At 49.2% G+C, this 22,152-nt stretch carries 15 protein-coding genes and 1 tRNA gene; 11 read left to right on the top strand and 5 right to left on the bottom strand.

Annotated features, from left to right (window positions below; translation table 11 throughout):
• The first annotated feature begins 66 nt into the window (after positions 1-66).
• The 3 genes from QVO66_RS03670 to QVO66_RS03660 are packed head-to-tail and all read left to right on the top strand — an operon-like array spanning position 67 to position 1,863.
• Complete coding sequence (locus tag QVO66_RS03670; RefSeq protein ID WP_021854053.1) at positions 67-237, top strand: hypothetical protein; 171 nt, start codon at positions 67-69, stop codon at positions 235-237.
• 34 nt (positions 238-271) lie between these two features.
• Complete coding sequence (locus QVO66_RS03665; protein ID WP_021854052.1) at positions 272-1,207, top strand: hypothetical protein; 936 nt, start codon at positions 272-274, stop codon at positions 1,205-1,207.
• A complete protein-coding gene (locus tag QVO66_RS03660) occupies positions 1,198-1,863 on the top strand; it encodes an ATP-binding cassette domain-containing protein (protein ID WP_021854051.1) in 666 nt (221 codons plus the stop codon). Before QVO66_RS03665 ends, QVO66_RS03660 begins: the two co-directional genes overlap by 10 nt.
• Before the next feature lie 95 nt (positions 1,864-1,958).
• Here the strand turns inward: QVO66_RS03660 and QVO66_RS03655 are convergent.
• Positions 1,959-2,040: transfer RNA gene (locus QVO66_RS03655), tRNA-Leu, on the bottom strand.
• Positions 2,041-2,167: 127 nt separating this feature from the next.
• Between QVO66_RS03655 and QVO66_RS03650 the strand changes: the two genes are divergently transcribed.
• The gene (locus QVO66_RS03650; protein WP_288172546.1) at positions 2,168-3,262 is read left to right on the top strand and encodes a mannose-1-phosphate guanylyltransferase; all 1,095 of its coding nucleotides are present in this window, start codon (positions 2,168-2,170) and stop codon (positions 3,260-3,262) included.
• 113 nt (positions 3,263-3,375) lie between these two features.
• Here QVO66_RS03650 and QVO66_RS03645 read toward each other — a convergent pair whose 3' ends face one another.
• Complete coding sequence (locus QVO66_RS03645; RefSeq protein WP_125104994.1) at positions 3,376-3,774, bottom strand: HIT family protein; 399 nt, start codon at positions 3,772-3,774, stop codon at positions 3,376-3,378.
• A 128-nt stretch (positions 3,775-3,902) separates the two neighbouring features.
• On the bottom strand, positions 3,903-4,370 hold the full coding sequence (greA, locus tag QVO66_RS03640) for a transcription elongation factor GreA (RefSeq protein WP_021854048.1): 468 nt from the start codon (positions 4,368-4,370) through the stop codon (positions 3,903-3,905).
• A 710-nt stretch (positions 4,371-5,080) separates the two neighbouring features.
• Between greA and QVO66_RS03635 the strand changes: the two genes are divergently transcribed.
• Together QVO66_RS03635 and QVO66_RS03630 are read left to right on the top strand one after the other, a co-directional pair.
• Positions 5,081-6,376 carry an L-cysteine desulfidase family protein gene (locus QVO66_RS03635; protein WP_021854047.1) on the top strand — a complete coding sequence of 432 codons (1,296 nt, stop codon included), beginning with the start codon at positions 5,081-5,083 and terminating at the stop codon, positions 6,374-6,376.
• Complete coding sequence (locus tag QVO66_RS03630) at positions 6,376-8,388, top strand: protein-disulfide reductase DsbD family protein (RefSeq protein ID WP_021854046.1); 2,013 nt, start codon at positions 6,376-6,378, stop codon at positions 8,386-8,388. The genes QVO66_RS03635 and QVO66_RS03630 overlap by 1 nt, the downstream gene beginning before the upstream one ends.
• A 1,333-nt stretch (positions 8,389-9,721) precedes the next feature.
• Here QVO66_RS03630 and QVO66_RS03625 read toward each other — a convergent pair.
• Positions 9,722-10,318 carry a hypothetical protein gene (locus tag QVO66_RS03625; protein ID WP_021854045.1) on the bottom strand — a complete coding sequence of 199 codons (597 nt, stop codon included), beginning with the start codon at positions 10,316-10,318 and terminating at the stop codon, positions 9,722-9,724.
• A gap of 429 nt (positions 10,319-10,747) precedes the next feature.
• Here QVO66_RS03625 and gltB point away from each other — a divergent pair, with 429 nt between their 5' ends.
• The 5 genes from gltB (at position 10,748) to QVO66_RS03600 (ending at position 21,277) form a co-directional block, all read left to right on the top strand.
• Positions 10,748-15,220, top strand: a complete 4,473-nt coding sequence (gltB, locus tag QVO66_RS03620; protein WP_021854044.1) for a glutamate synthase large subunit — start codon at positions 10,748-10,750, stop codon at positions 15,218-15,220.
• 232 nt (positions 15,221-15,452) lie between these two features.
• Entirely contained in the window at positions 15,453-16,793 is a 1,341-nt protein-coding gene (locus tag QVO66_RS03615) for a glutamate synthase subunit beta (protein WP_021854043.1), read from the top strand.
• Between the two features lie 440 nt (positions 16,794-17,233).
• A complete protein-coding gene (locus QVO66_RS03610) occupies positions 17,234-18,166 on the top strand; it encodes a hypothetical protein (RefSeq protein ID WP_288172543.1) in 933 nt (310 codons plus the stop codon).
• A complete protein-coding gene (locus QVO66_RS03605; RefSeq protein ID WP_021854041.1) occupies positions 18,144-20,321 on the top strand; it encodes a hypothetical protein in 2,178 nt (725 codons plus the stop codon). The genes QVO66_RS03610 and QVO66_RS03605 overlap by 23 nt, the downstream gene beginning before the upstream one ends.
• A 137-nt stretch (positions 20,322-20,458) precedes the next feature.
• Entirely contained in the window at positions 20,459-21,277 is an 819-nt protein-coding gene (locus QVO66_RS03600) for a carboxypeptidase-like regulatory domain-containing protein (protein WP_021854040.1), read from the top strand.
• Between the two features lie 128 nt (positions 21,278-21,405).
• On the opposite strand, the gene QVO66_RS03595 is transcribed toward QVO66_RS03600, so the two are convergent.
• Positions 21,406-22,134 (bottom strand): LytR/AlgR family response regulator transcription factor, encoded by a 729-nt coding sequence (locus QVO66_RS03595; RefSeq protein WP_021854039.1) that lies wholly within the window; start codon positions 22,132-22,134, stop codon positions 21,406-21,408.
• Positions 22,135-22,152 lie beyond the last annotated feature (18 nt).

The raw sequence follows: 22,152 nt of genomic DNA, 5'->3' as shown, positions 1-22,152 counted from the left end.
GTAACAAGAATCGCTCCTTTTTTTGTACATTTGCATTTCTAAAATAACAACAAAATAATAAAGTTCATGAAGAAATATTATTTGATTTGCGGCCCGATTATGGCATTGGGGATTATGGCTGGCACAGCAGCCGGCGCAGCTATGGATAATATTAAGATCGGAGTGGCTTTAGGAATAGCTGTCGGCGTGGCTTTAAGCACACTTGCAATCCTTTTTGGAACTTGTAGACAAAAATAAGAAGAGATTAAACTCTTGAATTGATGAGGAAACAATGATAGCGGTTCTCTATTTCGGATTACGGCTGAAACAGCTTTGGCGGATTTTAAGGCGACTGGGCGTTGTCGTAAGTCTGCTTTTGGCGGCATTTATGTTTTTGGCTCTTTATGTGCTGATAAAGACAAGCTACAGCTGGATTATGCCCGCTGCCGTCATTTTATGCCTGCTATGCTATCATAACGAACGTAAAGACAAAGACTTTCTGTCGCAGCAAGTTAAATGTCCTGCTTTACTCCTCATGGCTGAATATATATTGATAGGTTTGCCGTTTGTTGTGATTGAATGTCTTAGAAGTCATTATGCCGCTGCCGCAGCCGTCATGACAACTGCCGTTCTTTTGCCTAAGCTAAAGACCATAAAGATGAAGTCTGTGCCCGTCCCCTTGCCTTTTCTCTACAAAGGCGGCCTGGAGTATATCCGCATGTTCCGCATGTATGGCTGGCTTTATTTCCTTTTGCTCATAGTTACGGTCATAGGGGCGCTGCATGCCAATATCCGTATCGGAAAGGTAGCCTTGATTGTATGGGGAATAGTTCAGACAATGTCGTTTGCATCCGTTCCGCAGCGGCAGGAGCTAACCTTTTATCTCAATTATTCAGCTTTTCAGCGGCATCTTGTCTTGTCAAGCGTCTGGAACGCCGTAATAACAGCCGTGCCTTTTGTCGGAATTATACTTTCGTTTTCCTTCAGCGGTGATAATCTGCTGTTTGCTGTTTCCGTAATATCGGGAAGCATATTATATTTGTGCAATATGGGCATGGTGCGCCATATGTCGTTTTCATCAGCATCACTGGCCGTATATCAGTTGATAGTGCTTATACCCCTGTTTTTCTTTACTTGTTTTATTCCGCTTCTGCTAGTTCCGTTTGTTCTGATAAACGTATTATGCAGTGTATTCCTTAAAGACAATTTAAAAAATATATGGAGCTGATAAAGATAACAGATTTGTCAAAAAACTACGGCAAGACAATGGTCTTGCATGGATTGTCGGTAGCCTATCAGTCGGGGATGATTTATGGACTTGCCGGTGAGAACGGGGCAGGCAAGACAACGCTGTTTAACTGCATCATGGGACTTACCGGTTATGACGGCAGCATAGACAAGGCGTCAGGCATCTCAATCGGTTATCTGCCGGCCGAGACTCATTTCTATTCGCTGATTACCGGATATGAGTATCTCGATTTTTGCATAAAAGCAAAAGGCAAGAAGATCAACAGAGCAAGGGTGGAAGAAGCAAATAAGATGTTTCAACTGCCGTTGCATAGGTATGCATCGGAATATTCTACCGGCATGAAAAAGAAGCTGGCGCTTATGGCTCTGCTGTTGCAGGACAACGACTTGTATATACTTGATGAGCCGTTCAACGGTGTCGACTTATACGGTTGTATTCAGCTGAAGAAAATCATACGTTCGCTGAAAGCCGGGGGCAAAACTCTGCTGCTGTCCTCACACCAGATCACCATCCTGCGCGAACTGTGCGACAGCATCGACTATCTGAGCCGTCACACCATCGTGAAGAGATACACTGATGAACCGGTGGAAGAAATAGAACGGAGCATACTTGCCGACATTCATGTCGGGATGTAGGCTTTGAGATACTTTGTTTAAAATATAAGCAGAACATTATTTATATAAAATAAAAACAGCCAAGTATTGATAACCAAATACTTAGCTGTTTCTAGTACCCAGAGCCGGGGTCGAACCGGCACGGGTTGCCCCACTGGTGTTTGAGACCAGCGCGTCTACCGATTCCGCCATCTGGGCTTCTTTTCGGCTGCAAAGATAAATATAAATTCTGAATTGACAAATTTTTAATTGAAAAAACTTAAAATAATTGGTTATACAGACAATAATGCTTATCTTCGTATTCGTAAAACAATCTGTAAATACAATGAGTGTGAATAAAAACAATTATTGTCTTATTTTGGCCGGCGGCAAAGGACGCCGCCTGTGGCCTTGCAGCCGCGAAGACCGTCCTAAGCAGTTCTTGGATTTCTTTTCGACAGGACGCACGCTTCTTCAGCAGACTTACGACCGCATGGCCGGATTTATTCCTTCTGAAAATATTTATATCAGTACAAACCACATCTATTACGACCTGGTGAGGGAGCAGCTGCCCGAGCTGCCCGAGGAGCATATCCTCAGTGAGCCTATCTTCAGGAACACGGCTCCGAGCGTGGCCTGGGCTACATACCGCATCCTGCATAGGGCCGACCGCGACGCGCGTCTCGTGGTGGTGCCGTCGGACCAGGCTGTGTTCAAGGAGGATGTGTTCAAGACTGACGTTATCAACGGTCTCGACTTTGTCGGCAGCCACGACTGCCTGCTGACAATGGGCGTAAGGCCTACGAGACCTGAGCCCGGCTATGGCTACATACAGACGGGCGAGCCTTCTGAGCGTGACGATGTGTTTAAGGTTAAGTCGTTTACGGAGAAGCCCGACCGCGACTTTGCGCGAATGTTCATGGAGAGCGGCGAGTTCTACTGGAACACAGGGCTGTTTCTTTCTAACGTTAATTATCTCTGCGAGTGTCTTAAGCGCATATTCCCTCCTGTGCTGAGGAAGCTTGAGGCTTCGGGGGCTGAATACAGCATGGAGCGCGAGCTTGAGTTTGTCAGGGAGAACTTTCCATCGTATCCAAATCTGTCGATAGACTACGGCATACTTGAGCACAACGAGAATGTGTATGTGATGATATGCGACTTCGGCTGGGCCGACCTTGGCATGTGGCACTCTATATATGAGAGCATGAGCAAGGGCGAGGGCGACAACGTGGTTATCGGCTCGCGTGTGATAGCCGACGACAGCCGCAACAACATCATTAAGCTGCCTGACGACCACATGGGCATAATAAACGGGCTCGACGGATATATCGTGGCCGAGAAGGGCAACGTGCTGCTTATATGCAAGAAGGAGGATTCGTCGGCGCTTATACGCAAGTATATCAATGAGGTGCAGGTAAAGTATGGCGACGAGTTTATTTAGTCCTGCCGCCTATTATATATAAAAAGAGTGAGGAGCGCCTGGCTTTGTTTGTGCCTGACGCTCCTCACTCTTTTTTTCTTGTGCCGCCTTCGTGGCTTCATGTTTCTGTCGTATTACTCGCAGAAAGCGGCATATATCTTGTCTGCAGCTTCTTTAAACTCCTGCTCTGTAAGTTTCAGCTTGGGGTTAGAGAAGAGCATGTCTTTCTCTGTCTGCATGGGCACGAGGTGTATGTGTGCGTGTGCCACTTCGAGTCCGAGCACGGCCATGCCCACCTTGCGGCACGGGAAGGCCTTCTTTATAGCCACGGCCACTTTCTTTGCAAACACCATCATTTCGGCTATCTCGTCGTCGTTGAGGTCGAAGAAGTAGTCAACCTCGCGGCGCGGTATCACCAGCGTATGTCCCTTTGCAAGCGGGTTGATGTCGAGAAATGCGTAGAACTTGTCGTTTTCGGCGCATTTGTAGCTGGGTATTTCGCCTGCAGCTATTTTTGAGAAAATATCCATGATGTTATGTTTTTATATTATTGTATGTAAGGTCCTTAGGGCTTATGGATGTCGTGTGTGATGAGGCTTCAGTGTCAGGAGTCTTCGGCTTGCCTGCCTTAAAGCCTCATGACAGCTGTATCTCATGAGCTTTATTCTACGGTAATCTTTTCTATGCGCAGCTTTATGGTTCCGCGTGGTATCTTTATTTCAACCTCGTCGCCTACCTTCTTGTTGAGCAGTCCCTGTGCAATAGGTGTCTTTATCGAGATTTTGCCTTCGCGCAGGTTTGCCTCGCTCTCGCTCACGATGGTGTAGCTCATCTTGGCGTTGTTTGCCAGGTTGGTCATTTCCACTTTTGACAGAATCTGCACGCAGTCTGTGCTCAGGCGCGATGTGTCAACAATTTTGGCTTCAGAGATAGCAAGCTTAATCCTGTTGATCTTGTCTTCAAGATGTGCCTGTGCCTCCTTAGCTGCATCATATTCTGAATTTTCGCTCAGGTCGCCTTTGTCTCTGGCCTCTGCAATTGCCGCTGACGCCTTGGGACGTTCGACACTTTCCAAATGTTTTAGTTCGGCCACTAACTTGTCGTAGCCTTCTTGTGACATGTAAGCCATAATTTATTGGTTTTAAAGATTATTATTATTTTTGGGACAGACAAAACGAAAGATTCCGGCATGTTTCTCAATGTCGGAATCCTTGATCTTGCCTTTCCTTATGTTAATTCATTTTATTCTTGTTGGCAAAGGTAGGCTTTATTTTTCAAATCAACAACTTTTTAGTGCTAAAAATAGTTAGTTCTTGCCTCCAGCCGTGCTAAATTTTGTTCTCTATGCCGTCTCGTCGGCGTGTTTCGGGCGTGGCTCGTGGCGCGCCGCTTCTGTCATGTTTTTATCATGCCGGTCTGTATCTTGTCGTGCTGCAAAGGCCGTCAGATGCTGTGGTACGGGCGGACAGCTTACATATTGTTATCCTTCTGATTGTCAGCGTGTTAGCAGACGTGTTGCAAAACGTGCCCTTTTGCCTTGCAAAACATGGTCTTTTGCATGATGAAAGACCATGTTTCAGAGTCCGAAACGTGGCCTTTTGCAAAACGCCTTGCCGGTGTCTGTGCCGGGTGTTGCCGGCTTACGGTTGGCGTGAGCATTCCGCCTGAAAATGTATTTTTATGCTTAAAGTTTACAAAATGTAAGCAGTTTTAGTGGCGCAGACGTGTTGCCGCCCAACTTTTTTGTAACATTTGCGTAATTTTCCTTGTTAAAAATAAATTTTTTCCACTTAAATTTGTAACTTCGCAGCTTGTAAGTATAACCTAAAAATCTTAGCAATGTTGTCAACAGAAGAAAGAAAATCTATTATAGCCCTGATTCACAGTCAGGTTTTGCCGGCAATAGGCTGTACAGAGCCTATAGCCGTAGCTCTTTGTGTGGCAAAGGCCAGAGAGCTGCTCGGGACTCTTCCTGAGAGCATAGACATAGAGCTTAGTGCCAACATCTTGAAAAACGCAATGGGAGTGGGCATACCGGGAACAGGCATGATCGGCCTGCCCATAGCCGTGGCTCTTGGTGCCATAGTAGGCCGTCCGGAGCTTGAGCTCGAAGTGCTGCAGGACAGCAACAAGGAGGCCGTTGAGCGCGGCAAGGCGTATATCGCCGAAGACAGAATACACATAAGCCTGAAGGAGGATGCGCCCGACAAGCTTTATATTGCCGTGAAGTGCAGCGCCGGCGGTCATGAGGCCGAGGCAAGAATCATGCACATGCACACCAACTTCGTTTATCTGCGCAAGGATGCCGACGTGATGCTCGACAATATGGCCCCGAGAGAAGAGGAGGCAAAGCAGGTTGAAGTGGAGCTCACTCTGCGCAAGGTCTACGAGTTTGCCACCGAGACCGACATCGAGGAGCTGAAATTTATCCTCGACGCCAAGCGCATGGACGAGACTGCCGCAGCAGCAGGCCTGCGCGAGAACTACGGCCACACGCTGGGCAAGACCATGTGCAGCCCGCTGGGCAAGGGCATAATGGGCGACAGCATATTCTCAAAGATACTTTCGGCCACAAGCTGCGCCTGCGACGCACGTATGGCCGGCGCCATGGTGCCCGTGATGAGCAACAGCGGCAGCGGCAACCAGGGCATCTGCACCACCATGCCGGTGGTAGTGTTTGCAGCCGAAAACCATAACACTGAAGAAGAAACAATACGCGCCCTCATCATAAGCAACCTTACTGCCATATACATCAAGCAGCATCTGGGCTCACTTTCAGCCCTCTGCGGATGCGTGGTTGCCAGCACGGGCAGCAGCTGCGGTATAACTTACCTTATGGGAGGCAGCTATGAGCAGCTGTCGTATGCCGTGAAGAACATGATAGCCAACCTCACGGGCATGATATGCGACGGCGCAAAGCCAAGCTGCGCGCTAAAGCTTACTACAGGCGTGAGCACGGCAGTGATGAGCGCCATGCTCGCCATACAGAACAAGCATGTAACCTCAGTAGAGGGCATCATCGACGACGACGTAGACCAGAGCATACGCAACCTTACAGAAATAGGCAAGAGAGGCATGGACGAGACAGACCGCTTCGTGCTTGATATAATGACACATAAAACCCAGAAAAAATAATGAAACTTTTAAAAACAACATTCCTGACAGCGCTGCTCGCCATGTTCACACTGGCCGTTGCAGCACAGATGCAAGACCCGGTTCACTTTAAGGTGAGCCAGAAAAAAGTGTCGCCCACAGAGCTTGAAGTTATTTTTACAGGGCGGATAGACAAAGGATGGCACGTGTATTCAACCGGACTGCCTGCTGACGGTCCTATTTCTGCCACTCTGCACACAGAGAAGGCCGAAGGCGTTAAGGCTGCCGGCAAACTCTCACACAGAGGAAAGGAGATAAGCCAGTTTGACAAAATGTTCGGCATGAACCTGCGCTACTTCGAAAACAGCGTTACTTTCGTGCAGAAATTCAAGATTGTCGGCAAGACATACAAAGTAAGCGGATATCTTGAGTATGGCGCATGCAACGACGAAAACTGTATCCCGCCCACACAGGTTGAGTTCGCATTCAACGGCGAAGGACCTGCCGACGCTCCTGAAGCAGAGGAAACTACCGAGGCTGAGGCTACAGACACAACAGCCGCAGCAGCAATGGCAGGAGCCGACTCGCTGCAGACTGACACAGCCGCTGTAAACGCACAGGGCGACCTCTGGAAGCCTGTTATCGACGAACTGCAGAACTTCAACGGCGGCGACACAGGTTCAAGCCGCTCTTGGATATATATCTTCCTGATGGGACTTGTCGGAGGTTTCGTGGCTCTGTTCACTCCTTGCGTATGGCCTATCATACCTATGACCGTAAGCTTCTTCCTGAAGCGTACAAAGGATAAGAAGAAGGGTATACGCGACGCCATAACCTATGGTATCTCTATCATCGTTATCTACCTTGCCCTCGGACTTGCCATCACGGCCATCTTCGGTGCAAGCTCGCTCAACGCGCTGGCCACCAACGCCGTGTTCAACATATTCTTCTGCCTGTTGCTGGTAGTGTTTGCCCTGTCGTTCTTCGGCTGGTTCGAGCTCACTCTGCCTTCATCATGGACAAACAAGGTTGACAACAAGGCATCGTCAACGAGCGGTATGCTGAGCATCTTCCTCATGGCGTTCACGCTTACACTCGTTTCATTCTCATGTACAGGTCCTATCATCGGCTTCCTGCTCGTTGAGGTCAGCACATCTGGCAGCATCGCAGGTCCTGCCATCGGTATGCTCGGCTTCGCCATCGCACTGGCTCTGCCGTTCACACTCTTCGCCCTGTTCCCCACATGGCTCAAGCAGGCTCCTAAGTCAGGCAGCTGGATGAACACCATCAAGATCGTGCTCGGATTCATTGAGCTGGCTTTCGCCCTCAAGTTCTTCTCTGTAGCCGACCTCGCTTACGGTTGGGGACTGCTCGACCGCGAAGTGTTCCTCGCTCTCTGGATCATCATCTTCGGCATGCTCGGCCTCTACCTTATCGGCAAGCTCAAGTTCCCGAGCGACCAGGGCAACACAGACGCAATGCCTGTTCCGTGCATCGTGCTCGGTATGATTTCGCTTGCGTTCACAGTATATCTTATCCCGGGCCTCTGGGGCGCTCCCTGTAAGGCAGTCAGCGCATTTGCTCCTCCTATCAACACTCAGGACTTCAACCTCTATCACAACGAAGTTGAGCCTAAGTATAAGGACTACGAGCAGGGCATGGCAGCAGCTGCAGCTGAGGGCAAGCCTGTTGTTGTTGACTTCACAGGATTCGGATGTGTCAACTGCCGTAAGATGGAGGCAGCCGTATGGACCGATCCTCAGGTAGCCGACAAGCTCAACAACGACTTCATCCTCATCTCACTTTATGTAGACGACAAGCAGCCGCTTGACAAGCCTATCGAGGTGGTTGAGAACGGACGTAAGCGCAAGCTCCGCACCGTGGGTGACAAGTGGAGCTATCTGCAGCGCAGCAAGTTCGGTGCAAATGCACAGCCGTTCTATGTTATTCTCGACAACAAGGGTATGCCTGTTGCAGGTTCTTACAGCTATGACGAGAATATCGGCCATTACACCGACTTCCTCAACACTGGTTTGAAAAACTATAAGAAATAATTGATTTTAATAGGCAGTTTCGTTGATTTATGTCAATAAAACTGCCTATTTGTAAATATTTTATCATATTTAGATATCAATTTGGTTAAAACTTTCATATCTTTGCACTGTGTTTTTCATAGTATTAGATTTAAGGTTAACAAAAGACAGGGACTCAGCGGAGTCCTTTTTTTATGCCCTTACGTCTGCTGATGCGTTTTGTTCCGTGTCTTTTAGTCCCCGTTTATCAGTTTTTATTTGCAGTGAGCTATATATGCCGCATTGCGGTATGTGTCCTTTCATGTTTCAATATGCCAGCTTTTGCATGCCGAAACGTGTCCTTTTGTTGTGCGAAAGGGCAGCTTTTATAAATTAACCGCTTGACGTAAAATTGCCCGTTGTGCAGTATATGCTGTCTTGATTCCGTATAAGCATAGCCGTTCTCGTCCGTATTATGTTTTCCGGTCATCTGTATAGTTATTGTCGTCTGTAGTTTGTTTCAGGTCGAAATGCACACGGATAGGCAGGTGAAGAATGCCGAAAATGTTTCGGCAAAAACTCATCACTCGTCACATTCCTGTCTATTGCGTTGGTTATCAGCGTGTTATGACGTGATGAGTTGCCTGCCAGACTCGTCACCTTTGGGCTTTTCTGCCTTTAATGTGACGAGTTGCAGTTTCAACTCGTCACACCGTAACGGCTTGTCTGTCAGAATGTTATGTGCCTGTGTGACGAGTGACGAGTTTCTTCCGAAAATCTTTTTACGTTGTTTTGTCGTAACTCTTTCCTGAATTTGGTGGTTCTTCCGTAATTTAGTTGAAGCCTAGTTCACTAAACACCATCTTATAACATTTATAACATAACGCAAAGAGATTATTTCAACTAAATTGCGGAAGGACCAATTTGGTTGGCTTCAAGAGGGCTTTTTCCTGCTTTATGTTTACTCAGGCTTGCCTTTGTGCGCTGCAGCTGCACCTATTATTATATAATAATGTTACAAGACGATAGGCAAAATCCTGGTTATTATGTGCGCCGTTGTTGTCTGGCCGTTGCGTAGGTTCATAAAAAAAGATGTTCCTCAGGCCTCACGGTCTAAAGAACATCGGTTAAAACAAGTCTTACTAACCTATTAAAAAACATTTCCTAAATTTATTAACCTCTATATCTTTTTTACGTTCATGTGTTGTTTTTTGTTCTGTATTTGACATTTATTCGTCTCTTGTTCTGCAAAAATATAAATAAATATAAAGATAATGCGCATGCAGTTTGGTTCATAACGGTTCAGAACGTATTAATCGTTTGTATGTCCGTGTTATGCAGTCGCTGCTTTTGCGCGGTTTTGTCTTACAGGTTGTTATTTTGCCTTGGCGTCTGACTGTCCGATTGTAAGTTGCAGGGTTGTCAGTCCGTTGTCCTTTCCTGTTATGTAAGTACACTGCTTGCTGTCGCCGTGTTCTAGTTCCGACACGTACAGCGGTTTGTTCAGATTGAATATAAGTGTCTTGAAAGTGTCGCCTTTGCAGAGTTTGTTGTTTGACGATTCCTCCACGCGGAAGCAGCTGTCGCCTATGTATTCTATCTCGCAAGTGCAGTCGGGAGCCCATCCCAGTTCTATTTTGTCGCCCGTCTTAAGGCTTGCTGTGCGGATCTGTTTTTCCGGCATGGCGTCGCGTTCCATGATGTTTCTACGTCTTAGCGACAAACAGAAGTCATACCAGTCGATGTATCCTATAAAGCGGCTGAGTATTGATAAGGTGGTGTATCGTGTGTTGTGCTTTGCCTCTACGTATCCCCATATTCGCTTTATTGTAGAGATGCTTATCTCTTCTTTCAGTTCCTTTTGTAGTCTCAGCGAAAGTTGATTGAAGTCGGTCGGCGATTTCAACGGCTTACCCATCCTCTTTTCAATTTCAAGTTTAAGGCACTCTATTTCGGTATATTTTGTATCCATTTAGTTTGTCTTATTGACGTTTAGTGTCTGCAAAAATATTAATTTTTTTATAAAAAAATTGATGCAAAGAATGATTTGAACCAAAATGAACCAATTTTATTTCCTTATTTTTATTACAAATTGCTTATAGCAGCATCAATTTTATTTTTCATTTATCATCAGGTTGCCGTGCTTTCTTTATTGAAAGCATTTTGCATAAATGTACTTTTTGAGGTTTTATTCCAACTTGTAATGAATATTCCGAATTTTGCTTAACGGATGCTTGATTTGCAGGTATTATTTCGCCTAATTGTAAGTGTTGTAAATTTATTGATGAAAAAATGTCGAATTTATTTTGAATAAATGTTCTCAGAAAGAAAGTATTTTTGTATTTTTGCAAACACTTTGCTAAGTATTTAGTTTTTTAGATTAACTTAAAGGCAATTAATTATGGGAAAAGGATTGTATAATGCGGAATACGAGCATGACGCATGCGGCGTGGGCATGGTTGTCAACATACATGGAAACAAAAGCCATGAACTTGTTGACAACGCCCTGAAAGTGCTCGAGAACATGCGACACCGCGGTGCCGAGGGTGCCGACAACAAGACAGGCGACGGAGCCGGAATAATGTTGCAGATACCTCATGAGTTTATTCTCTTGCAGGGAATACCGGTTCCTGAAAAGGGAAAATACGGAACGGGACTCGTCTTCCTGCCTAAGGATGAGGCTCAGCAGCAGGACATACTGAGCATAATGATTGAGGAGATAGAGCGCGAGGGGCTGTCGCTTATGCACCTGCGCAACGTTCCGACAAATCCCGACTGCCTCGGCGAGACGGCACTGGCTAGCGAGCCTGACATAAAGCAGCTGTTTGTTACCGGCGTTACAGACAACCGTGTGCCTTATTTCGAGCGCACGCTGTATCTTATCCGCAAGCGCATTGAGCGCCGTGTTAAGAACAAAGACTTCTACATCTGCTCGCTGTCGAGCAAGAACATTATATATAAGGGTATGCTGTCGAGCCTCCAGCTGCGCCAGTATTTTCCCGACCTGACAAACAATTACTTTACCAGCGGACTGGCTCTTGTCCATTCTCGCTTTTCTACTAACACATTCCCTACATGGAGCCTGGCGCAGCCGTTCCGCCTGTTGTGCCACAACGGCGAGATAAACACCATACGCGGAAACCGCGGATGGATGCAGGCGCGCGAGAGTGTGCTTAGTTCTGAGGCGCTGGGAAGCATAAAAGACATATCACCGATAATACAGCCGGGCATGAGCGACTCGGCAAGTCTCGACAATGTGTTCGAGTTTTTCGTCATGAGCGGTTTGTCATTGCCTCATGCCATGGCGCTTATGGTGCCCGAGAGCTTCAACGACAAGAATCCCATATCAGAAGACCTGAAAGCCTTCTACGAGTATCACTCAATACTGATGGAGCCGTGGGACGGTCCGGCGGCGCTGCTCTTCAGCGACGGCCGCTATGCCGGCGGAATGCTCGACCGCAACGGCCTGCGTCCGGCACGCTACACCATAACCCGCAACGACATGATGGTTGTGGCGTCAGAGGTGGGCGTCATGGACTTCGAACCGTCTGAGATAGCCGAGAAAGGCCGCCTGCAGCCGGGCAAGATACTGCTCATCGATACGCAGGAAGGCAAAATATATTATGACGGAGAAATAAAGGAGCGTCTGGCAGCAGAACATCCGTACCGCCAGTGGCTGTCGACCAACCGCATACAGCTCGAAAAGCTGAAGAGCGGACGTAAGGTGAGCAACGCCGTTGACAATCTTGTGCGCCGCGAACTGATGTTCGGTTTCGGCGAGGAAGACATCGAAAACACCATAATACCAATGTGTGTCAACGGTCAGGAGCCAACCGCGTCAATGGGCAACGACACGCCTCTTGCGGTGCTGAGCGACCGTCCGCAGGTGTTCTTCGACTACTTCCGTCAGCAGTTTGCACAGGTTACCAACCCCGCCATCGACTCTATACGCGAGAATCTCGTAATGTCGCTGACGGAGTATATCGGCCGTGTGGGCACCGGAATACTTATTCCTGACGAGACAAACTGCAAGATGGTGCGTCTGCCTCACCCGATACTTAACAACACCCAGCTCGACATTCTGTGCAACATACGCTACAAGGGCTTCAATACCGTGAAGCTGCCGATACTCTTCGAGTGCGCAAAGGGAGAAGACGGACTGCGCGAGGCTCTCGACAACCTTTGCAAGCAGGCAGAGCGCAGCGTTGACGACGGCTACAACTATATCATACTTACCGACCGCGACATCGACGAGACTCATGCTGCCATACCGTCGCTGCTGGCCGTTAGTGCCGTTCACCACTATCTGATATCAGTGGGCAAGCGCGTCCAGACCGCCCTTATCGTTGAGAGCGGAGAGATACGCGAGACCATGCACGCAGCCCTGCTGCTCGGCTATGGAGCTTCGGCTCTATGCCCGTACATGACATTTGCCATATTAGACGATCTCGTTAAGCGCGGCAAGGTGCAGGAAAACTATGAGACAGCCGAGGCCAACTATATCAAGGCCGTGAAGAAAGCCCTGCTCAAGATAATGGCAAAGATGGGCATATCAACCATCCGTTCATACCGCGGAGCAAAGATATTTGAGAGTATCGGACTGTCAGAGAGTCTGCTGAAGACATATTTCGGCACGGAGACATCGACCATAGGCGGCATCGGACTTGAGACTATCGCGCGCGACGCCATTGCCATGCACGACGCCGGATTCGCAAAGACGGTATGCACCGACTTCCTGCCCAACCACGGACTCTTCCACTATCGCAAGGACGGAATAAAGCATGCGTGGAACCCTGAGACCATATCAACCCTTCAGCTTGCCACGCGCATGGGCAGCTATAAGAAATATAAAGAGTTTACGCGTCTTGTAGATGAGAAAGATGCGCCTATATTCATACGCGACTTTCTCGACTTCAAACGCAATCCGATAGACATAGACAAGGTGGAGCCTGTAGAGAGCATAGTCAAGCATTTTGTCGTAGGCGCCATGAGTTTTGGTGCGTTGAGCCGCGAGGCACACGAGGCCATAGCTCTTGCTATGAACAAGCTCGGCGCTCGTTCTAACACGGGCGAGGGCGGCGAGGACAACGAGCGCTTCCACTCAAAATACGACGGGATTTCGCTGTCGAGCAAGACCAAGCAGATTGCTTCAGGCCGTTTCGGCGTAACAACCGAGTATCTTGTCAATGCAGAAGAACTTCAGATCAAGGTGGCACAAGGTGCAAAGCCCGGCGAAGGCGGACAGTTGCCCGGATTTAAGGTGAACGAGATTATAGCCAAGACACGCCACTCTATACCCGGCATATCGCTTATCTCGCCTCCGCCTCACCACGACATCTATTCTATTGAGGACCTTGCGCAGCTGATATTCGACCTGAAGAACGTCAACCCCAAGGCAGCCATAAGCGTGAAGCTCGTTGCCGAGAGCGGCGTGGGCACCATTGCAGCCGGCGTAGCCAAGGCAAAGGCCGATCTGATAGTCATCTCCGGTGCCGAGGGAGGCACGGGAGCATCGCCTGCATCAAGCATGCGCTTTGCCGGAATATCGCCCGAGATAGGCATAAGCGAGACACAGCAGACGCTGGTTAAGAACGGACTGCGCGGTCAGGTGCGCCTGCAGGTGGACGGACAGCTTAAGACCGGACGCGACGTTGTGCTCATGGCACTGCTCGGTGCCGAGGAGTTCGGCTTCGGAACGCTGGCACTCATCGTGCTCGGATGCGTCATGATGCGCAAGTGCAACCTCAACACATGTCCGCTCGGCGTAACCACACAGAACCCCGAACTGCGCAAGAACTTCATCGGAAAATATGAATATCTTGTAAACTATTTCACCTTCCTCGCCCGTGAGGTGCGCGAGTATCTGGCCGAAATGGGATATACAAGGCTCGACGACATCGTCGGACACACCGAACTGATTGTCAGGAAAGAAACCGAGAAGGGCAGCAAGCCGTCTATGCTCGACTTCACACGTCTGCTCAACCGTGAGAGCGGCAACTGCTCGCTGTATCACACCACGGCACAGATCCACGACCTCGGCAACATACTCGACCGTCAGATAATACGCTCGGCGCAGAAAGCCATAGAGGAAAAAGAAGAGGTTAACCTCGATTACGCCATAAAGAACACCGACCGCGCCGTTGGAACGATGCTCAGCGGTATGATTGCCGGGAAGTACGGATACGACGGACTGCCCGACTCAACCATCAACATAAAGTTTAAGGGCAGTGCCGGACAAAGTTTCGGAGCATTCCTCGTAAGCGGCGTAAGCTTCAAGCTCGAGGGCGAGACCAACGACTATTTTGCCAAGGGACTCAGCGGCGGGCGCATAGCCATACTGCCGCCTGTGCGCAGTAACTTTGATGCTGAGGACAACATCATTGCCGGCAATACGGGCTTATATGGTGCTACAAGCGGCGAATTATATATAAACGGAAAGGTGGGAGAGCGCTTCGCAGTGAGAAACTCGGGTGCGATAGCCGTTATCGAGGGCGCCGGCGACCACTGCTGTGAGTATATGACGGGCGGTCGCGTGGTAGTGTTGGGCGAGACCGGACGCAACTTTGCTGCCGGTATGAGCGGTGGAGTGGCATACGTTTGGGACAAGAACCATAACTTCGATTACTTCTGCAACATGGACATGGTTGAAATCAACCTTGTTGACGAAAGCAACTACCGCAAGGAACTGCACGAACTGATACGTCAGCATTATCTCTACACCGGCTCTAAGCTGGCACGCACCATGCTCGACGACTGGAATCGCTATGTTGAAGACTTCGTGCAGGTGGTGCCAATAGAATACAAGCGCGTGCTGCAGGAAGAGCAGGTAAGAAAGCTCCAGCAGAAGATTGCCGACATGCAGAGAGACTATTAATTCTAAGTGAAGAACAGGCGCAGGGCGCAATGAAAAATTAAAAGTGAAAAATCCAAATGCAGAGTGGTGATAAGAAGCAGCAAGGCTATTGACTTTAACTCCTTTAACTACTCTAACTCCTTTAACTACTAAAGAATAATGCATTTGTCTTTTTCGTTGCGCCCAGGGATATTTCTCCTTAACTTCTTGCCTCCTACAAAATAATTTCAAAAGAATTTATAACATAACAGACATGGGAAATCCAAAAGCATTTTTGACTATACACCGCAAGGAAGCGGGACACAGGCCGGTGCACGACCGTATACATGACTTTGGCGAGGTGGAGCAGACGCTCAACTCTAACGACCGCCGCATGCAGGCATCGCGATGCATGGACTGCGGAGTGCCCTTCTGCCACTGGGCTTGCCCGCTGGGCAACAAGCCGCCGGAGTGGAACGACGCTCTGTATAAAGGCGACTGGGAACTGGCTTACAGGCTGCTCAACTCTACCAATGACTTTCCTGAGTTCACAGGGCGCATCTGTCCGGCTCTCTGCGAGAAGGCTTGCGTGCTCAATCTTGTGGAGCATGAGCCTACAACCAATCGCGAGAATGAGGCTGCGATAACCGAACACGCCTTTGAGGAGAACTATGTGCGCATACATCATCCTGAGCGCAACGGCAAGAAGGTGGCTGTGATAGGAGCCGGACCTGCCGGACTCGTGGCTGCCAACCGCCTTAACCTGAAGGGCTATATGGTTACGGTGTTCGACAAGAACGAGGATGCCGGCGGACTGTTGCGCTACGGCATACCTAACTTTAAGCTCAACAAGGCCGTGATAGACCGCCGCATAGACGTGCTGATGCAGGAGGGGATAACCTTTAAATATAATCAGAACATCGACGTTAGCAAACTGCCCGAAGGCTTCGATGCATACGTGATAGCCACGGGAACGCCCACGGCGCGCGACCTTGCCATACCGGGCCGAGAGCTTAAAGGCGTGTATTTTGCGCTCGACATGCTTGCACAGCAGAATCGTGTGCTCGCCGGATGCGAATATACTAAAGACCAACTGGTAAGTGCCAAGGGCAAAGACGTGCTCGTGATAGGCGGCGGCGACACGGGAAGCGACTGCATAGGTACGGCTCATCGCCAGGGATGCAAGAGCGTAACCCAGATAGAGATTATGCCTAAGCCCGTTGAAGGTCCCGACGACCCTGCCAACCCATGGCCTAACTGGCCGCGCACGCTGAAGACAACCACCTCGCACGAGGAGGGCTGCACAAGGCGCTGGAACATCAACTCGCTGAAGTTTATCGGCAAGGACGGCAAACTGACGGGTGTTGAGGTGCAGGAGATTACATGGAAACCCAATCCCGAAGGCGGACGCCCGATAATGGAGGCTGTAGGAAGTCCTGAGGTTATTAAGGCCGACATGGTGCTGCTTGCCATGGGATTCCTTAAGCCACAGCAGCCTAAGTTTGGTCCCAACGTATTCGTAGCCGGCGATGCCGCCAACGGAGCGTCGCTCGTGGTGAGGGCTATGGCAAGCGGACGCGATATAGCAGAAAAGGTAGATAAGTTTTTAGGATAACATTGTTACATTCCTTTTTACCATTATTAGGCCGGGGCAGGCGTTGCTCCGGCCTTTATTTTTTTGCATGGTCATGATTTATTTTAATGTACATTTAGTGCTATTCGTAACTTATTGATAATCAGTACGATACAAATACACTTCCAAAAGGTGCCCTTTTAGCTTGCGAAAGGCCGTCTTTTAGGCTGCAAAAGGCCACCTTTTAGAGGCTAAAACGTGGCCTTTTATAAAACGGCATTTGACATTTTGTTTTAAGTGAAGAGTTTTGAGTGAAGAGTGAAGAAACAACGTTCTACATTAATCAATTAATGTGCAGAGCATATTATAATAACAAGACGGATTGTAAGCGTACATATTTCAGTGTGTCGCCGATTTGTTATTTTTCTATAAATTTGCGTACAATATATACGTATAATTAATTTTTGAGTATATTTGCCGTGATGAAAAGAAATATTATCTATATCGTTGTCATGGCTCTGTTGGCCGTGTTTCTGCTGTCGTGCGACGGCAGAAGGGGCAACAGTGCGGTGCGCTCGGTTTATTACTGGAGCACCACCCTCAGCATAGACAGCGTTAAGCAGCAGTTTATGCGCCGCCACAACATCAGCCGCATGTATCTGCGCTATTTCGATGTGGTAGACGGCGACGACGGCATGCCTGTGCCCAATGCCACTCTGCGCTTTCTTACGCCCGTGCCCAAGGATGTAGAAGTGGTGCCGGTGGTGTATATCGTCAACAGCTGCATGGCTGCCGCCGACACATCGCTCGCACCTAAGATATACAGGCGTGTACGACAGATGAACGAGACCAACGGCATAGGCGGCGTTAAGGAGATACAGATTGACTGCGACTGGACCATGCGCACGCGCTCTGTTTATTTCAGTTTTCTGCGGCAGTTGCGTTCAATGGCCGGCGCCGACGGCATAAAACTGTCGGCCACCATACGCCTTCATCAGCTCTCGCAGCCCGCACCGCCTGTTGACCGCGGCGTGCTGATGATGTATAACACGGGCGACTTTACCGACCTTGCGTGCCGCAAGCCCATACTCGACATGAACGACGCCGCGCCCTATATGCCGCGCCTTGCCGGATATGGCCTGCCTCTCGCTGCTGCCTATCCGCTCTACAGTTGGCGCATACTGTTCCGCCGCGGGCGCTATGTGGGCATAATGCATGCCGACGACGACCTGCCCGTGCTGCCCGGCGACAGCATCGTTGAGCGCCGCGTTGAGATGGCCGACATACTGAAGGCCAAGGACGCCGTGAGCCGCAAGCGAGCCGACGCCAATAGTGAAATTATACTTTTTGACATGAGTAATCAGAATATAACTCGATTTAAATCTGAAGATTATGAGAAAATTTATCTTCGTTAGCCTCTTTGCCTTGTCGCTCTGTGGCGACGCTTGGGCATGCGTAAGCGAGGCTCCCACTCACAACAGCTATGTGTTCAGCGTGTTCAGACGCGAGAGTATGGAGTTGCCGTTCAGCAGTGGCATCAACTCTTATTGGAAAAATTATGCCGGCGATCCGTCAGACAATTCACCGCAGTATTACAAATGGTATCATGACAGAATCGACTCTGTGGCGCGCAGCCGCGGCGATGTGGCCATGCAAAAATATATGCAGCTGCTCGACAGATACCTGACCGTGTGCGACGAGGTGAGTCTCGACGCATGGGAATATCCCACTTTGGCACAGATTGTCAAGCGCAAGTCTACCCTGCAATATATAAGGAAAAACGCATGGAATGCCGTGAACTCGGGCTCAGGCATGAAGGAGCAGAACGTGCTCATGGTGATGCGTGCCAACATGATGCTCAACTATGATCAGGTAAACATTGATTACTGGAACTCAACGGCATCGGCACTGCCTAAGGGAGTGTGGCGCGACGCTGCCCGCAACATCTATGCCCGCGCCCTGTACAAGACGGGCAAGCGTCTTGAGGCCTGCAACATATATGCCGAGCAGGGCGACATGCAGAGTATTAAGTGGATAATGCGCAAATACAGAAATCTCGCAGGCATAAAGAACGTGTATGCCTCTGAGCCTAATGCCTATTCGCTGCTTTTCCTTGTGCAGGACTTTGTGAACAACGTTCAGGAGACGCTCGACGAGACTACAGACGGCAAGGTAGACGCCGACTGGGTTAAGATGAAGGGCGCCGAGGTGATAGCCGGCAGCGAGGCAAAGGAGTTTGTGGCATTTGCCGACAAGGTGATAGCCGAGGGCAAGACATCGTCGCCGTGCCTGTGGCAGAGTGCCGCCGCTATGGTTGAATATCTGCTCGGCAACACGGCTGATGCTTCGGCACGCATTGACAAGGCAATGAACATGGACGGCACGCAGCGCATGAAGGACAACGCACGCTGCATACGCTTGCTCGTCAGGGCTTCAGGCTCGCCGTTCGATGCCGCCTTTATGTCATGGATGGCAGACGAATTCAGCTGGCTTGACGGCAAGATAGCCGAGGAGCGCGGCTCGTCGGCCGAGTATGCCAACCACTACACCGACGTTAAGGAGCGCATAGCCTACAGGGTGCTCGCGCCGCGGTTCAGCGCCGCAGGCCGTCAGAACGTAAGTCTGGCACTTTATGGCATGATGGAGGAGAATGCTCTCGACTTCAATGCCGGCGGAAAACATTCTGACGCCGGATTCAAGTGGGGCGGAGACTGGCCATGGAACATGGACTATACAGCAGGCAACGAGTATTTTAATGCATTGTCAACAGCTTCTGCCGACAGTGTTGCCGCATATTATGCTTATCTCACCTCAGACAAGGACAATGCCTTTGAGCAGTATGTGGCACGACAGGTGTATGCCAACAGCGACTATTACAACGACCTCATCGGCACACGCTATATGGCAGAGGGCCGCTTTGCCGACGCAGTGCCTTATCTTGAGCGCGTGTCTGTGGCTTATCTTTCAAAACAGAACATAAGCTGGTATATGGCAAACAGAGTTTACGACGTGCCGCGCTGGTTTAACCGTCAGTTGCCTAACCTGCCCGACACCGACGGTCCGGAGATGGGCGAGCCTAAGCAGAATCTGAAACTGAAATACTGTAAGGACATGATTCAGATGCAGTCGGGCTACAGTCTTGCGCGTGAGGGAAAGGATAAAGACGAACAGGCATACAACCTTGCCGTAAGATATTATCAGGCATCATGCTACGGCGACTGCTGGTTCCTTACGCATTATGCCCACAGCATTTACGACAGCGCACGCACCGGCGAGCTCGACTTTGCCCGCAAGACGGTTGAATGTCTCAATCAGTGTGCCGTGTCTTCCGACCTCAGCCTGCGCTACAAGGCTCTCTACGCGCTGGCATTTGTAGACAAAGACCCGTGGTTTGAAGTGAAATACGACAGCGACTACAATCCCGTATACATCCCGCGCCCGGCTTCAAGTCAGTATAAGGCAATGACAGCGCTGCATAATTTCGCGAAGGAACATCCGAAGTATGTTGACGATTACACCACAAAGTGTGACATGCTGAAGGCGTTTGTCAAGATGTCAGGGCAGAAGTAAACAGGCGTTTGGCATACTTGGTTTGTGTAACATATTTTCTTTAAAATAGCTTAAGCTGCAAGTTTTTTTATTCGCAGATGCAAGGTTTTGTAAACAAATGAGTTTAGTATGTAGACAAAATCTTAAATGTTGCGGATATGAAAACTTGCAGCTTAATTAATTTCTTTTGGCTGATGGCATGTGTGCTTTGCCTCGTGTCGTGCGATGAGGAGAACGACTTTATCTCAGGACCTACCGCGAGCAGCACTATGATAAGCGGTGTGGCACGCACTGCCGACGGGACGCCGCTTGCCGGAGTTAAGGTGAGTGTGGATTATAATGAGTCGGTGTGGCTCGGTCAGCAGACTACACGCCACAAGGCAGAAGGCATTACCGACAAGGACGGCAACTATCGGCTGTATTTCGAGTTGCGTGACGACGAGCTGCAGGACAACGGCAACGATGCGTCGGCGTCGCGAAACTTCTACCTCATTTTCGACCTTTCTTCGCTCTCAGAAGAAAAATACATCATGCCGAAAGACATAAAGGCCGACAATAAAGATCAGAAGTTGCGCTTCTATTATGACAATCTCCACTTCGAGAGAGGCAAGTTCTACAGCCATAACCTTTACGTTCCGCTAAAGCGCTGGATAGACGTAACCGTTGTCAGCGACGGCAAGATAAACGCCAATGACAAGTTTGTCGTGTCTAATCTGATAAACTATGGCGGCGACGAGCTGCCCTTCAACTCCTATTATCGCGACGGCCGTGTGCTGATGGACTATCCCATAACGATGACGTCAGACAGGGAACAGATGTTCAGGGTGCCGTGTGCGCTCAACGACTCAAATATGATTTACATCGGCTGCATGAAGGGTGGAGTCGGCTCTTACGATGCCGTTACGCCGGTTAAGAAAGTCTTTGTAACCGAAAGCGAACCGCAGTCGGTAAGGCTTGAAATAGGTGCTGCAGAATGAAAACGGCGATTAGGCAGAATTAAATATAAAAGACACTGAAATATAAGGCGGCTGTTACAGCCGCAGACGCATGTATCTGAAAATCAATCTGTTTTTAGTTTGGGTTCCGGCTTTTGGCAAGTCGGAACCTAATTGTTTTCATTCGGCTGTTGCTTATCTGCGTTGCCTGTGCCGTTCATGCAGCTGGCGAAGTTGGCAGAGTATGCCCTCCCGATAGGAATGGTGTGGTTGCCGGCCAGCGTTATGTCGTTTTTGGTGAAGCTTATTATTGCCGTCTTGTTGACGATAAACGACTTATGAACCCTTATGAAGGTGCTTTCAGGCAGAATCTCCTCAATGTTTTTCATGCTCATCTGCGTCATTACGGGGCGCTCGTGGTTAAGATGAATCTTGATGTAGTTGTTCAGCGCCTCGATGAACGAGATGTCGGCATAGCTTATCTTGATGTTTTTATATTCAGACTTCACTATGAAGAAGTCTTCCTCTGCATGACGCGCCCTTTCCTGCAGGTCCTTTTGCCTTATGGCCTTTGACACCGCAACCTCGAATCTGTTGAACGAGAACGGCTTGTGAAGAAAGTCGATGGCGTTGAGCTCAAAGCCGTCGAGGGCAAACTGGGCGTATGCCGTGGTGAATATGAACATCACGTCCGACGAAATGATACGTGCAAGTTCGAGTCCGTTCATGCCCTTCATCTCTATGTCAATGAACACTATGTCGGGCTTGCTGCGCCTTATCTCTTCGAGCGCCTTGAGCGGGTTGGTGAATGTTTCAACGCTTATGTTGCCCATTCTCCGGGCAAACTCGCTGATTATGTTGAGAGCTATCGGCTCGTCGTCAATGGCAATACATCTCATTGTTCCTGTCGTCGTTGT

This window comes from Prevotella sp. CAG:255 (assembly GCF_000431195.1).
GTDB lineage: Bacteria > Bacteroidota > Bacteroidia > Bacteroidales > Bacteroidaceae > Prevotella > Prevotella rara.
Note: the sequence above shows the minus strand (reverse complement) of the source record. Positions and strands in the feature narration are given on the sequence as shown.